General features: G+C 58.4%; 16 protein-coding genes, 1 other RNA gene and 1 CRISPR repeat array. Of the genes, 5 read left to right on the plus strand and 12 right to left on the minus strand.

Features of this window, described 5'->3' with window-relative positions:
- Positions 1–14 precede the first annotated feature (14 nt).
- From AFK66_RS14085 to AFK66_RS14100, 4 genes are all read left to right on the plus strand, one after another.
- On the plus strand, positions 15–818 hold the full coding sequence (locus tag AFK66_RS14085; protein ID WP_007781468.1) for a MetQ/NlpA family ABC transporter substrate-binding protein: 804 nt from the start codon (positions 15–17) through the stop codon (positions 816–818).
- The gene (locus AFK66_RS14090) at positions 815–1,606 is read left to right on the plus strand and encodes a methionine ABC transporter ATP-binding protein (protein ID WP_023899219.1); all 792 of its coding nucleotides are present in this window, start codon (positions 815–817) and stop codon (positions 1,604–1,606) included. The genes AFK66_RS14085 and AFK66_RS14090 overlap by 4 nt, the downstream gene beginning before the upstream one ends.
- On the plus strand, positions 1,603–2,262 hold the full coding sequence (locus tag AFK66_RS14095) for a methionine ABC transporter permease (RefSeq protein ID WP_023899220.1): 660 nt from the start codon (positions 1,603–1,605) through the stop codon (positions 2,260–2,262). Before AFK66_RS14090 ends, AFK66_RS14095 begins: the two co-directional genes overlap by 4 nt.
- A gap of 164 nt (positions 2,263–2,426) precedes the next feature.
- The gene (locus AFK66_RS14100; protein ID WP_007781459.1) at positions 2,427–3,983 is read left to right on the plus strand and encodes an EAL domain-containing protein; all 1,557 of its coding nucleotides are present in this window, start codon (positions 2,427–2,429) and stop codon (positions 3,981–3,983) included.
- Here AFK66_RS14100 and AFK66_RS14105 read toward each other — a convergent pair.
- Together AFK66_RS14105 and yczE are read right to left on the minus strand one after the other, a co-directional pair.
- Positions 3,976–4,803: a GNAT family N-acetyltransferase gene (locus tag AFK66_RS14105; RefSeq protein WP_023899221.1), complete on the minus strand. Its 828-nt coding sequence runs from the start codon at positions 4,801–4,803 to the stop codon at positions 3,976–3,978. The two genes, AFK66_RS14100 and AFK66_RS14105, sit on opposite strands and share 8 nt — an antisense overlap.
- A 56-nt stretch (positions 4,804–4,859) precedes the next feature.
- The gene (gene yczE / locus AFK66_RS14110) at positions 4,860–5,477 is read right to left on the minus strand and encodes a membrane protein YczE (RefSeq protein ID WP_007781453.1); all 618 of its coding nucleotides are present in this window, start codon (positions 5,475–5,477) and stop codon (positions 4,860–4,862) included.
- An 86-nt stretch (positions 5,478–5,563) separates the two neighbouring features.
- Between yczE and yczR the strand changes: the two genes are divergently transcribed.
- Positions 5,564–6,985, plus strand: coding sequence for a MocR-like transcription factor YczR (yczR, locus tag AFK66_RS14115; protein ID WP_023899223.1), 1,422 nt, complete (start codon positions 5,564–5,566; stop codon positions 6,983–6,985).
- Positions 6,986–7,184: 199 nt separating this feature from the next.
- Here yczR and AFK66_RS14120 read toward each other — a convergent pair whose 3' ends face one another.
- From AFK66_RS14120 to cas7e, 10 genes are all read right to left on the minus strand, one after another.
- Positions 7,185–7,406: a hypothetical protein gene (locus AFK66_RS14120; protein ID WP_007781449.1), complete on the minus strand. Its 222-nt coding sequence runs from the start codon at positions 7,404–7,406 to the stop codon at positions 7,185–7,187.
- Positions 7,403–7,654, minus strand: a complete 252-nt coding sequence (locus AFK66_RS14125; protein ID WP_007781447.1) for a DUF6364 family protein — start codon at positions 7,652–7,654, stop codon at positions 7,403–7,405. The genes AFK66_RS14120 and AFK66_RS14125 overlap by 4 nt, the downstream gene beginning before the upstream one ends.
- 301 nt (positions 7,655–7,955) lie before the next feature.
- Positions 7,956–8,052: signal recognition particle sRNA small type (gene ffs / locus AFK66_RS14130), an RNA gene on the minus strand.
- A gap of 320 nt (positions 8,053–8,372) precedes the next feature.
- On the minus strand, positions 8,373–8,831 hold the full coding sequence (locus AFK66_RS14135; protein ID WP_032967978.1) for a DUF3828 domain-containing protein: 459 nt from the start codon (positions 8,829–8,831) through the stop codon (positions 8,373–8,375).
- A gap of 2 nt (positions 8,832–8,833) precedes the next feature.
- The gene (locus AFK66_RS22640; RefSeq protein ID WP_071603056.1) at positions 8,834–9,193 is read right to left on the minus strand and encodes a hypothetical protein; all 360 of its coding nucleotides are present in this window, start codon (positions 9,191–9,193) and stop codon (positions 8,834–8,836) included.
- A gap of 269 nt (positions 9,194–9,462) precedes the next feature.
- A CRISPR array of direct repeats spans positions 9,463–10,284; the repeat unit is 29 nt; unit sequence CGGTTTATCCCCGCTCGCGCGGGGAACAC.
- A gap of 96 nt (positions 10,285–10,380) precedes the next feature.
- Entirely contained in the window at positions 10,381–10,674 is a 294-nt protein-coding gene (gene cas2e, locus AFK66_RS14140) for a type I-E CRISPR-associated endoribonuclease Cas2e (protein ID WP_007781439.1), read from the minus strand.
- Positions 10,674–11,591 carry a type I-E CRISPR-associated endonuclease Cas1e gene (cas1e, locus tag AFK66_RS14145; RefSeq protein WP_007781436.1) on the minus strand — a complete coding sequence of 306 codons (918 nt, stop codon included), beginning with the start codon at positions 11,589–11,591 and terminating at the stop codon, positions 10,674–10,676. The genes cas2e and cas1e overlap by 1 nt, the downstream gene beginning before the upstream one ends.
- Positions 11,588–12,238, minus strand: a complete 651-nt coding sequence (gene cas6e / locus AFK66_RS14150) for a type I-E CRISPR-associated protein Cas6/Cse3/CasE (RefSeq protein WP_007781434.1) — start codon at positions 12,236–12,238, stop codon at positions 11,588–11,590. Before cas6e ends, cas1e begins: the two co-directional genes overlap by 4 nt.
- On the minus strand, positions 12,220–12,972 hold the full coding sequence (cas5e, locus tag AFK66_RS14155; RefSeq protein ID WP_023899228.1) for a type I-E CRISPR-associated protein Cas5/CasD: 753 nt from the start codon (positions 12,970–12,972) through the stop codon (positions 12,220–12,222). Before cas5e ends, cas6e begins: the two co-directional genes overlap by 19 nt.
- A 9-nt stretch (positions 12,973–12,981) precedes the next feature.
- Positions 12,982–14,055, minus strand: a complete 1,074-nt coding sequence (gene cas7e / locus AFK66_RS14160; RefSeq protein ID WP_007781432.1) for a type I-E CRISPR-associated protein Cas7/Cse4/CasC — start codon at positions 14,053–14,055, stop codon at positions 12,982–12,984.
- Positions 14,056–14,065: the final 10 nt, after the last annotated feature.

Genomic DNA, 14,065 nt, shown 5'->3' on the forward strand with positions numbered 1-14,065 from the left:
CTAAGGAAAGCAAAATGAAAAAAGCCACTTTGACGCTGGCCGGACTGGCGCTGCTGATTTCCGCAGGCTTACAGGCCGCCGAGCCGCTGCGTATCGCCGCCGATCCAGTACCGCATGCCGAAATTCTTAATTACATTAAAAAGCTCGATCCGAAGCTCGACCTCAACGTCGTGGAGCTCACCAGCGGCGTCAACGCCAACGAGCTGCTGGCGAACGGCGATGTGGACGCCAACTATTTTCAGCATCTGCCGTACCTGAAGGATCAGGAAAAGGCGCTTGGCAAAACCTTTGCGGTTGCCGCCACGGTACACGTTGAGCCGCTTGGCATCTATTCCCGTAAATATAAAGATCTGAAATCCGTGCCGGAGGGAGCTACGGTCGCGGTGCCGAATAATGTCACTAACCTGAGCCGCGCGCTGTTCCTGCTGCAAAATCAGGGGTTGATCACACTCAAAGCGGGCTTTAACGATCCGGCGAGCAGCCTCGCCACGCCGAAAGATATCCGCGATAACCCTAAAAAGCTGAAGATCCTCGAAATCGAATCGCCACAGATCCCGCGCTCGCTCGACGATGTGGATCTGGCGGTGATCAACGGCAACTACGCCCTGGAAGCGGGGCTGACGCCCGCCAAAGACGCGCTGGGGCTGGAACGCGCCGATCATAACCCGTACGCCAACCTGCTGGTGACCACGCCCGCGCTGGCAGGCGATCCGCGCATTAAGGCGCTGGCGAAAGATTTACAGTCGCCGCAGGTCGCGGAATTTATTCGCCAGCATTACAACGGCTCGGTGATCCCGGTCGCGGTGCCGCAGTCATGATAACGCTGGACGGGCTGAGCAAAACTTACGCCGGAGAGGGCCGCCCGGCGCTGGACGACGTCTCGCTCGCCATTCCGCAGGGTGCCGTGTATGGCATTCTGGGGCGCAGCGGTGCGGGTAAAAGCACGCTGCTGCGCTGTCTTAACCTGCTGGAGCGGCCAACCACTGGCCACATCATCATGAACGGCGTGGATATCACGCGTCTCGACGACCGCGCGCTGCGTCAGCACCGGCAGCGCACCGCGATGGTGTTTCAGCACTTTAATCTGCTCCACGCGCGCACGGTGGCGGATAACGTGGCGGTGCCGCTGGAGATCGCAGGCGTGCCGCGCACGGCGCGCCGCGAACGGGTGGCGGATTTGCTGGCGCTGGTCGGGCTTATGGATAAAGCCGACGCGTTTCCTTCGCGGCTTTCCGGCGGGCAGAAGCAGCGCGTCGGCATCGCCCGCGCGCTCGCCGCACGCCCGGACGTGCTGCTGTGCGATGAAGCCACCAGCGCGCTCGACCCGGAGACCACCGCCTCCATTCTCGCGCTGCTTGCCGATATCAACCGCCAGCTCGGGCTGACCATCGTGCTGATTACGCATGAGCTTGAGGTGGTTAAAGCCATCTGCGACCACGCGGCGCTGCTGGAGAACGGGCATCTGGTGGAAAGCGGTCGACTTGCGGACTTGCTCACCGCGCCCTGGTCGGTGCTGCGCCAGACGCTGGTGCGCGACAACGCCGCCTGGCAGGCGTTTTTACGCCGCCACGGCGTGGAGGAGAGAATATGGTGCGAAGTGGCATGAGCTTTGACGATCTCTGGCCGCTGCTGGCGCAGGGTACGCTGGAGACGCTCTATATGGTCGGCCTGGCGGCGCTCTTTACGGTGCTTATCGGCCTGCCGGTCGGCGTGGTGTTGTTTATCACCCGGCGCGGCGGCGTACTCCCGCAGCCACGGCTCAACAGCGTGCTGGGCGGCGTGATAAACGTCGGGCGTTCGCTGCCGTTTATCGTGCTGTTGATTGCGCTGATCCCGCTGACGCGTCTTATCATCGGCACGACGCTTGGCAGCACCGCCGCCGTGGTGCCGATTACGATCGGGGCGTTTCCCTTTTTCGCCCGCGTAGTGGAAAACGCGCTGGATGAGGTGGACCACGGTCGCACCGAGGCGATTATCTCCATGGGCGGTAACGTCTGGCATGTGATAAGCAAAGCGCTGCTGCCGGAGGCGCTGCCCGCGCTGCTGGCGGGCGTGACGCTCACCGTGGTGATGCTGATAGGTTTTTCCTCTATGGCAGGCGTCATCGGCGGCGGCGGGCTTGGCGATCTGGCCATTCGCTACGGATATCAGCGATTTAATAATGAAGTGATGGCCGCCACAGTGCTGATTCTGGTGGCGCTGGTGCAGGGCGTACAGACGCTCGGCGACCGGCTGGTGCGGCGTCTCGCACACCGGCGCTGACATTTTACGCTGCGGCGCGGCGTTCAACGCGGCGCCCGCTTTTTAGATTTTTCTTGCCTTAACCCGAAGCAAAATCAATGCGGCGTGCCGTCGCAAAAGCCATTATCCCCCACTACGCTAGAAGTACTCCGGCACTCTTTTTCTCTTCAGGGCAGGCAGCAATCGTGACCATCGCAAGACTCATAAAAATAGTAACAGGCGTGCTGTTACTCAGCGTTTTGCTGCCTGTCGCGTTCAGTTTCTGGCTCGCCCGCCATCAGGCTGAACAGCATTTTGTGATGGAGCTTGACGCCTACACTGAACGCACACTTATCCGCACCAATGACATCATGCAGCAGGCGAAAGCGTCGCTTGCCAAAATCAACAGCTTCACCGGAGAGCCGTGTAGCGAGGCGCATTTACAGGCGATGCGGCGCACGTCGTTTGTGTTCCGGCATGTCCAGGAGGTGGTCTATCTGAAAGATATGACGCCGGTCTGTTCCTCGCTGGTAGGGCGCAGCACGTCAAAACCGCTGCCACCGCCGACATGGGTTAACGATGAAAACTACGGGATCTGGTTCAGCACGCAGAATGATATCGGCCTGTCGGTGCCGATGGTGATGATTGCCCACGGGCCGCACATGGTGCTTATCGATCCCAGCTCGTTTATCGATTTAATTCCGTTCAGTGCCTGGCCGATTAACACCGCCATCATCGGCCTGCCGCGCAACCGCGTGCTGGCGAGTAGCGGCCCCTTTGATAAAACCGTCTGGGAAATGGCGCGGAAAAGCGGCGCTCAAAAAATGGAGTATCAGGGCAATATCTATCTGATTCACCGCGAGCCACGCTCCGGCATTGCCGTCGTGGCGTGGGCGTCTCAGGCGCCGCAGACGGCGGAAATCCGCAAGCTCCAGCTCATCTGGCTCCCGGCGGGGATTCTTATTAGCCTCGCGTTAGCGTTCTGGCTGCTGCGCCTGCTGCGCCGTTTGCAGTCGCCGCGCTACCGTTTGCAGGACGGTATCACCAACAATGAACTGGTGATGCACTATCAGCCGATTATCCGGCTGGCAGACGGCCAGCCCATCGGTGCCGAGGCGCTGATCCGCTGGCCGCAGCCGGACGGCAGTATGTTAACGCCGGATATTTTTATTCCGCTTGCCGAACAGACCGGGCTTATCGGCCCGCTGATGCGCCGCATTGTCCATAATGTGCTGGCCGATCTCGGCGACTGGCTGCGCACGCATCCGCAACAACATATTTCTATTAATATTTCCGCGTTCGATCTGCACGATCCGCAGTTTGTCGATATGTTCAGCGAGGCCCTCGCGCAACACGGCGTCGCGCCGCATCAGCTGGCGCTGGAGATAACCGAACGCGGCTTCGCCGACCCGACGCTAAGCGGCCCGATCATTGAGCGCCTGCGCGCGGCGGGGCACAAAATTTATATTGATGACTTCGGCACTGGCTATTCCAGCCTGAGTTATCTCGAGGATCTGGATGTCGATATCCTGAAAATTGATAAATCGTTTGTCGACGCGCTGGAGTACAAAACCGTCACGCCGCACATTATCGAAATGGCGAAAACGCTGAAGCTGGAGATGGTGGCCGAAGGCGTGGAAAACCAAAGCCAGGCGCTGTGGCTGCGGGAACATGGCGTGCAATACGCCCAGGGCTGGCTCTACAGCAAGGCGCTGCCCGCAGACATGTTTATCGCCTGGTGCAGGCAGCACGGCGTCAGTTAAGCCGATGCCGCATCTCATACTGGCGCACCGGCTGAATGCGAAAGCCGCTCTGCTCAAAGAGCGGCGCCAGGCGCTGGTCAACCGCCACGGGCGTCATTAAGCCCGCAAAGCGCTCATGGAGTAATGACAGTAACTGCCGGGCGCGCCCTTCACGCCGCGCCTGCGGCGCAACCCACAACGCGCGTAGCTGCGGCTGAGCAAAACCGGTCGCAATAATGGCAAACGCCTTATCATCCAGCGAAAACCCCATGCCCGGCAGCGCCTGCGCAGTTTCCGGTGCCATTAGCCACGGCAGGTCTTCCACCTGCGCTGCCATACGCTGTGCGATGTCATGCGGATCGCAGGGCATTAATGCCTGCGTATTCACAAACGCCGCCGGGCTGTGGGCCTGAAAGCCCACCAGCGTTTTCTCGCAGGTAAACCCCACACGCTCATACAGCGCCTGACCGGCGTCGTTACCGACAATCACCTCAAGCGTCATGCTTTTTTCACCGCGCTCGTGGGCTTCATCCAGCAACTGCGTCATCAGCGTTTTACCCACGCCTTTACCGCGCCAGTCAGGATGAATGGCGAACGCCGCGAGACGGCTGCGCCAGCCGCGCCGGGCGACGAGCGCCAGCGCGACGACAGTTTCACCTGCAAGCCAGACGCGGCTGGCGTTCAGGCAGACATTCTCCGCGCCGAACCGGTACGCAAACACCGCGCCATCCAGTTGAAACGGCACCAGATAGCCATCAAAACAGCAGCACAGCATAGAGGCCAGCGCCTCGCTGCTCCAGTGTAGCGCTGGCTGCGCGCGTAAGGTTGCCGGGTTCGGCATAACCATTCCTCATGGGCAGAAACGTCAAGCATAACGCAGCGCGGCAAAAAGGCGACCTACCCTTTTTCAGCGACCGCCACGGCTGGTGTGACAGGCTTTACGCGCCGCACCTGAAACCACGGCAGGCAGAGCTGGATAAGCGGGCCGATGGCGAGCGCGTACACCACCGTGCCGATTCCCAGCGTGCCGCCCATCGCCCAGCCCGCCAGCAGGACGGTGATTTCAATCGCGGTACGGACGCTTCGCACCGACCAGCCGGTACGGGCGTTAATGCCGGTCATCAGGCCATCGCGCGGCCCTGCGCCAAAACCCGCGCCGATATACATGCCGGTTGCCAGCGCATTCAGCACCACGGCGGCAACGAGCAGCACGCCACGCAGCGCCAGCGACGACGGCGCAGGCAGTACGGCGAGCGCCGCATCAGCCGCAAGCCCAATCATAATGACGTTACTGATAGTGCCAAGCCCCGGCTTCTGGCGTAGCGGCACCCACAGCAGCAGCACCAGAACGCCGACGCCGATAATCACCGCACCGAGATTCAGCGACAGCAGCCGTGCCAGCCCCACGTGAAACACATTCCACGGATCGGTACCGAGATCGGCCCGGACGAACATCGCGGTCGATACGCCATACAGCGAAAGCCCGACATACAACTGCACCAAACGACGCCACATACTTTTTTCCTCTTCAGTCATCTGGCTACTACTTTAAGGCCAGCAGACGTAAGATTAAGGTCCAGTTTGAACAAAGTGGACTGCTTATGAATTATCGTCGCACCGGTACGGCCTCGCTGCTGCGCCTGCTTGGCCACTGGCAGCAGGAACATTCCCGCCTGCCGGTTTATCGCCAGCTCGCGCAGGCGCTGCGCCTGATTATTCTGGACGGACGCCTGCCGCTTGCAAGCCGCCTGCCGGGCGAGCGCGAACTGGCTGGCGCACTGGGCATCAGCCGCACGACCGTGGCCAGCGCGCTGGGGCTGCTGCGTGATGAAGGCTTTCTGATAAGCCGCCACGGCGCAGGCTCCGCGATAGCCCTGCCCGCCAGCGCCTCGGTGCCAACGCTCACCGGTAGCGGCGGCGCGCTCGATCTCTCCACCGCGGCGCTGAGCGCAGGCCCGGAGGTGTTGGCGGCCTGCCAGCGCGCCGTGGCGCAGTTACCGGATTATCTCGGCCATACGGGCTACGATCCGCAGGGTCTGCTGCGCCTGCGTGAGACCATTGCCGCCCGCTACGACGCGCGCGGCCTGCCCACCAGCCCCGATCAGGTGATGCTGGTAAACGGCGCGGTGAGCGGCTTCGCGCTTATCCTGCGGCTGCTGACCGGCCCCGGCGACCGGGTGGTGGTCGATAACCCCACCTACCCGCTCGCCATCGCCGCCATTCGCGGCGCGTCGTGTCGTCCGGTGCCAGTGTCACTGGCAAGCCAGGGCTGGGACCCGGACGGGCTGGCGGCGACGTTCGCCCAGACCTCGCCGCGCCTCGCCTATATCATTCCCGATTACCACAACCCCACCGGCTACTGCATGGACGCCGCCACCCGCGAGCGCGTCGCTGTCGTAGCGACGACCAGCCGCACCACGCTTGTCGTAGACGAAACGATGGTGGATCTCTGGTATGAAGACGCCCCGCCGCCGCCGCTCGCTGCCTTTGACACGCAGGATACGGTCGTTACGCTCGGCTCGGCGGGTAAAAGCTTCTGGGGTGGGTTGCGGCTCGGCTGGATACGGGCCAGTGCGCGCACTATCGCGTCGCTGATTCAGATGCGCGACACGCTCGATCTCGGCTCGCCGCTGCTGGAACAACTCGCCGTCGCCACGCTGATTGAAGACGCCCCGCATTTTCTGCCGCCGCGACGCACAGCGTTAAAAGCGCGCCGCGATGCGTGCCTTGACGCCATGCAGCGCTATTTTCCGCAGTGGCGCACGACCCTGCCGCAGGGAGGGTTATCGTTCTGGGTGGAGCTGCCACGCCCGCTTGCGACGCGCTTCGCGGCCAGCGCCGAAGGGCTCGGCATTCATCTTGGCCCCGGCAACCGGTTCGGCGTGGATGGTGCCTTTGAGCGCTTTCTGCGAATGCCGTTTACGCTTGAGACCGAACGGCTTGAAGAGGCGTTTGGCCGGCTACAGCCGCTCTGGCATCAGCTTATGGAAGCGCGTGCGCCGACCGCCCGTGGGCTGGTGTGATGATTAAGGTGAATCTGACAGGAGAGAAAAAACAGATGACGAGCCTTCCGGCTCGCCATAAAAAAACGGTCATCCGTGACTGCACATAATTTGAGATGGTGAGGCGTATCATTTTATTATGCGACGAATAATGACGGCGCTTTGTAACAGCGCCGTGTCACGCGGATGATATATTCATGACGCGATCGGCAGGCAGGAATTAATGCTGGCGCGGAACCGGAAAACCTTTCAGAGAAATGACAAACGCATCACCCTCTTTTTTTATTTTCGCGCCGGCGTCACACCAGTCGGACGCAATACGAAAGAACTCATCGCTGCCGACATCCCAGCCCAGACGGACATGTTTGACATAGCCTGAACGCAACAGCTCACAGGCTTCCCGGTAGGTTGCAGCCGTGGTGGATAAAGAAGCGTCTTTCATTTTCTTTTCTTCAGAAGTTTACGTAGCGCTTTGATTTCTTTTACAGAAAGTGGGGATACATCTTCTTCGGTGTGCTGGCTGTCGATCTCTTCGCTGTTTACCGCGTCGTCTTCATCGGCCAGCACCAGCGCATTCTGTAACAGTTTTTCTGTGGTGGCGCTGAGCGTTTCACCGTGCTGCTCAGCATACTGACGAAGCTTTTCTTTGAGATCGGTATCTATTTTTACGTTAAGCACCGCAGCAGTCATAGAAAATTCCTTTCCTTTCAGATGAGAGCTATTTAATACCTTAATTGATTATTAAGATCCAGCGTTAAGCTGTTACTTATAAAAAGACGTTTTAAAAATGAGATATCGGTTTGGCTATTATGACAATAAGATGACAAATAAATGACAGTATAATTAAATTTAAACGACAGAATAAAATAAAGCGGCTGGCAACCCGGAAATAAATAGCTGTGGGAAGAACGGGAAAACACAGGAGCGGATGCTTAAAAGAAGCACAGTCGAAGCAGGTTATCGCGGTGGGAGAGGCAGAAATGGGTGGGGGCCCTGCCAGCTACATCCCGGCACACACGTCATCTGCCTTGGCTGCTTCCTTCCGGACCTGACCTGGTAAACAGAGTAGCGTTGCGGGAGAACCAACAGGGCCCCCATTGAGAGCGTCGTTAAACGCGCAGGGCGCATTATGTCTGTTGCCCATGGCGATTGCAACCCAACGCGCGCCGTATGCCGGTTTATTGCGCAATCGAGAGCAGGCACGGGAAGCTTTTGTGGGTCGGTTAAGGGCAGGCCCGCCAGTTTATATGTAGGGTGGGTAAGCGAAGCGCACCCATCTGGCCTAACAACATATGTAGGATGGGTAAGCAAAGCGCACCCACCAGGCCTGACAATCAATATATGTATGGTAGGTAAGCGAAGCGCACCCACCTGGCCTGAGATACTGTTCAACTATGCGATTTCTGTTTCAGGATTTCCCTTTCGCCACTGGCACGCGCGCAACGGATTGCACCTTCCATATACCCGCTTCCTTCACCATACAATCGATCACTCTATGTGCCGGGTTTTGACCAAACGACACATACACCTGCGTACAAACCGGGTCATACTCGACATCCGTAATGACGATATGAGAAGTCCAGTCCGGCAGAATGTCCTGAGCCTTGATGAAAAAGTCCGAATCATAAAATTCATTTTCATTCTGTCTGGCTCGTCGCAATTTCTCCAAAGTTGTTTTTGTCACGTAATGTCTAATCTGCTTGCTATCAAGAAGATCCTGATGCGTATTCTGAAAGCCGCCTATATACCAGCGATTAAAATTAAGTGCGGCCTGCTGAGGTTTTTGTTCAAGCGTTTCATCACTGGCAACAGCGGCAGTACTACACAACGCGACAGTAATAAATAAGGTGCAAATGGTTTTATTCATGTTCAGTAATGCCTGTAAAGTTTAAAGGCGGGATGAGCCCGGCGGTAACTATCTCCTGGATAAAATGATCTCTGCCTAAAATCGCTAATCCATTTTTGGCCATCATAAATACAAACATGACCATCAGGATGTCCGGGGATCGAGCTAATAACAGCGACATCACCAGCTACGGGCTCACCATAAACCTCATAGAAACCAGCTTGAATCAATGCCTTACCCATATCTTTTGCAGAAGGCGTTGGATGTATATCAACCCCACCAGCAATAATAGCTTCTTTAACAAATAACTCGCACTTATGATAGCTATTACTGTAGGCACGATCCTGTGCATGACGTATTGCTGCATATTTATCCCATGTCATTTATAAAGTCCTATTAAATGAAGAACATATAAATTCTACATGCACAAATTAATAAATACTGTATTCAACTTTGAAATTAAGTTAACCCACATAAAAACCAGCAATAAAAATCATATAAATATAATCAGCAAAAATAGAAGCGATGTAATAATCTTTAATTCTTTAAGCATTGCCGTTATCTTTATACCCCAACTCAGAATTGTTTTTTATATATTGCCATATAAAATAATGCTCCTGCACATATTCAATAAACCACGTTATTGATATACCGGTTTATCCCCGCTCGCGCGGGGAACACCTGCCACGCGTCTGCCGCAGCGTATTCGGCGTCGGTTTATCCCCGCTCGCGCGGGGAACACGCCTATTTCGGGTGAAAAACCGAGATAGACTTCGGTTTATCCCCGCTCGCGCGGGGAACACTAAAGCATTTATTTCATCAATTATTTTTTTATCGGTTTATCCCCGCTCGCGCGGGGAACACTCGCAGTATCAGTCGCTCGATAAACGCTGCGTCGGTTTATCCCCGCTCGCGCGGGGAACACGCCTAGCCGCGCCAGCCGCAGTAATTCGGCACCGGTTTATCCCCGCTCGCGCGGGGAACACCCGTCTCACACCGAGGGGATGTCCTGGGACGGCGGTTTATCCCCGCTCGCGCGGGGAACACCCGTAATGATTACCCCCGCTCTCCTGCCAGATCGGTTTATCCCCGCTCGCGCGGGGAACACCTGATTTTCGGCATCCCGTCGTACGCGGTCTGCGGTTTATCCCCGCTCGCGCGGGGAACACGCTTCCAGGAACAAGAGAGAAATTATCCAGCGCGGTTTATCCCCGCTCGCGCGGGGAACACCGCAGCGCGATAATGAACGTTGCGGCGATTGGCGGTTTATCCCCGCTCGCGCGGGGAACACCGTGACGTCACCTGAGAAGCGTTGGAGAATTTCGGTTTATCCCCGCTCGCGCGGGGAACACATCATTGATCACTACGGCGTTATGCGCACAGGCGGTTTATCCCCGCTCGCGCGGGGAACACTCCTTAATCAATTGTAAGTTGATGAAAAAACGCGGTTTATCCCCGCTCGCGCGGGGAACACTCTAAAACTATATAACTGTATTTATTACACTTTTTCGGGCAACAACATTCTACCAACGTTTGGTTCACAATCTCGCATTGTTAAAGAGCGCTTAACCTACTGATTTTCAAGCGGTAAAAACGAGACAAGGCTCAGGCCATCCAAATCCACCGGGATACGACGGTTAACGCCGTACGTCTGGAAATCGAAGCCGGATTCATGATTCGTAGCCCACGCCATCACCACATTGCCCTCCTCCGCTAACTTATTTATCTGATGCCAGATCATTTCACGCACGCGGCGCGATACGTCGCCCACGTAAACCCCGGCGCGCAGCTCCAGCAGCCAGATGGCGAGCCGTCCGCGAAGCCGGGGTGGGACGCTTTCCGTCACGACGACCAGCATACTCATCAGCGGCTCCTGAAACCGGCTTCCGCCAGCGAATCGGCTTGCGGTATCGCGGGCGGCAGCATGTCGGTTGCGGGCTGCGGCGGTTCGATTTCACCGGCGGCGAGCACGGTTTCAATCAGCGGAATAAGTTTGCCGGTCAGCTTTTCGCTACGAAAAATATCCCGGCACGCCAGACGCACTTCGCGATCCGGCTGTTCCGGGTGACGGGCCGCTATCTCGAATGCTTTCGGCACCACGGCGTCAAACTTAATGATGTCCGCGATGTCGTAAACAAACGAGAGCGGCTTGCCGCTATGGATGAAACCGATGGCGGGCGCGTAACCCGCCGCCAGTATCGCCGCCTCGCTGATGCCGTATAAACAGGAGGTCGCCGCGCTGATGCACTGGTTCACCACATCGCCCTTTTCCCAGTCTTTCGGATCGTACCTGCGCCCGTTCCACTTCACGCCGTAGCGTTTCGCCAGCAGCGCGTAGGTCTGTCGCACGCGCGCGCCTTCGATCCCGCGCAGCTGTTCGACCGACCGGCGCGCTGGCGGCGGCTCGCCAAAACGCAGCTCATACATTTTGCGCACCACTTTCAGGCGCAGCGTCTCGTCGAGCGCGAGCTTCGCCTGGTAAAGCAGCTTGTCAGCCCGCGCGCCGCCCGGTTGCCCGGAGGCATAAAGGCGCACGCCCGCTTCGCCCACCCATACCAGCAGCGTACCGACCTGCGACGCCAGCCTGATCGCGGCATGGGACACCCGCGTACCAGGCTCCAGCATAATGCAGGCGATAGCGCCCACCGGCACATGCGTGCGCACGCCGGTTTTATCCACCAGCACGAACGCGCCATCCAGTACGTCAAGATGACCGTACTGGAGGAAAATCATTGACGTGCGATCGTTGAGCGGAATTGGATTGAGGGGAACAAAACTCATACCCCGTCGCCCGGTTTGATGAGCATCAACCCGCAGCCGAAAGCGCGGCATTTGCCATAGCCTTCGTGAAGCCGCGCTATAAATTGCGCCGGATCGGTTACGGTAAGCGCGCCCTCGTAATCCACCGTGCTGAACTGGATTAACTCGCCGCGTTTCTTCATAACCTGCTGCTGACGGTATGCCGCCACGCACGCCTGCGAGAGCCGAAAACCGCCTTTGTCTCCCTGCGCCTCAAGCCACGCCAGCGCCGCCTGCTCCTGCTTCCCCCACACTTCACCGCGTTGTGAGAAAGGTCTTACCTCACGTTTCGCGTTCATTAGCACATCATGGCGTTTACCGTTGCGGGTGATGACCGGGTTAGCCCGCAGCGAAAAACGCAGCGCGGCGCCTTCATCAAGCGCTGGCGCGAACAGGCGTGTCTGAATCTCGAACAGCGGGTGCGTGCGCTCGGGCGCGCTTGCGGACAACAAATAAAAGCAAAAGCCGTTTTGCAGCGTCTCGCGCCGGTAGAGATACTGCCGCTGCGCCACGCCGGGGAACAGCTCCCACAGCCACTGGTGCATGACATATTCGCCGCGCGCCATCATCTCCATCAGCCGCTCCGGCGTGAGCCTGGAGGTGGGGAGCGTTATTTTTGAGAGATACATGTCGCCTCCTGCGTCAGTCGTCCTTGCTGCACCGTCCGGATATCGAAATCCCAGCGCCGGCGGCTGAGCGGTTGGTCACGCCAGATCTGAATTTCATCCGCCGTGAGGCCGTCGTGTTCGCCCTCCCACCAGAGGTGCGGGTGAAACTGCGCGAGCGCGCTCAGCGCCGGGTTAAGCTCGCTTAATGCCGCGCTGTAGCGCGCCTGTGCTTCGCGCAGCAGCGAGGCGGCCTCGCCTTCGCACAGATGCGGCCAGAGCGGCAGCCCGAGCGGATGGCTTTTACGTCCGAGGTATAGCGGAAAAACCGGCGCGCGCAGCGCCGTCTGTAAGGCCTCAAGCGTATAAGGCGCGCCGGGCGTGGCCGCGACGGCGACGAGCCAGTAGCCATCGGCGTAGTAATCTCGACAGGAAACGGTCGTTACGAGCATCTGCGCGTCGCGCAGTTCATCTTTACGGATGAAATAGCGCACTTTGCGGGCTTCGCGCGGCACCTGCACCGTGTGGTAGTCACGCGCCCAGGCGCTTGATTTCCCGGCGCAGACGATAAACTGATAATGCTGATTCAGCGCGTTTAACGCCGCCTCGTCGTCACGCCGGATGCCAAGCGCCGCGGCCAGCAGCCCGAGCAGCGCCGAGCGCCCCGGCAGCGCGCGCGTATGGCGCACCTCGCCGACGGCAATCTCTCCCCAGGAGGCCATCGGCCCCTGGAGCTGAAAAATAAGATAGCGGTTCATCGTCGCTCCTTATGCGCTGATAAAATCCAGCAGTTGTGCGACGGAACCTTCCCCTTTATCGCCATACAGCACCGCGCACGGCGTCGCGCCGCCGCCGTAGACCTTGTTCATGTTGTCACGAAGCGTGGTGATGCGGCGCACCGCTTCGTCGAGCTGATCGTGACCGGTTACCGGCTCCCAGAATGCGGCAGCCAGCGAGCGCGGCTGCTCCGTGCTTTTCTCGGCAAGCGCCCAGCTGGCGTACGCGCGCGAGGCGAAACTATTCTGTTTGCCGGTGGGGGAGATTTTCAGCGTACATTCACCCAGCGCCCGCAGCGTTTTCGCCATAAACTGTTCATCGCCGTTGAGGTTTTCCAGCAGACGATCGCGGTCGATGCACAGATAGGTATAAAAGAGCGCGGAGCCGAAACCCAGCTCGCCAATATGTCCGGCACCGGCGTCTTCCGCCGCGGCCTCACGGAGATCGTCCACCGCCGTGAAGAAATCGTCTTCCATCAGGGTTTCGCCAACGCCGAACGCATGGGCGACCTGACAGGCGGCTTCGATATTATGCTCCGGCGTGGACGCGAGCATGCGGCCAAACAGCGCGATATCCACCGCCATCGCGTCTTTGCGCAGGAAATTCAGTTCATCTACTGTCGGCGCGCGTTTTTCCACTGCCAGCGTGCGGGCCAGCGCATGCACACTTTCTCTTTCCGTCGGACTGACATGCGCGAGCTGCTCGGTGTCGGTGTTAATGAGGGGATCTTTCTCGAGCTTTTTCTTATCTTTTTCGCTTTTCACTTTGCCGAAACAGGCTGCAATCGCGCCGCCCCACTCAATCGCTTTGGCCTGCGCGATGCCGCCCGCCAGCATGATCTCCGCCGCCTCGCGGCCGATGCGCGCGGTACGCGTGCCGATATGCCCGCCGAGCGCCGCCTCAAAGAGTTCAGAGGTGCGCCAGGCGCGCTTGAGGCTTTGCGAAGAGACACGCAGGCGCGACGCGCCGCCGATGGTGACGGTTTTCGGCGCGCCAGTGTCGTCGCGGTTCAGGTTAGCGGCCGGGTAAGCGGTTAGCAGATGAAGCTGAATAAACGTTGTCATGTGAATGTTC

Source organism: Cronobacter malonaticus LMG 23826, assembly GCF_001277215.2.
Taxonomy (GTDB): Bacteria; Pseudomonadota; Gammaproteobacteria; order Enterobacterales; family Enterobacteriaceae; genus Cronobacter; species Cronobacter malonaticus.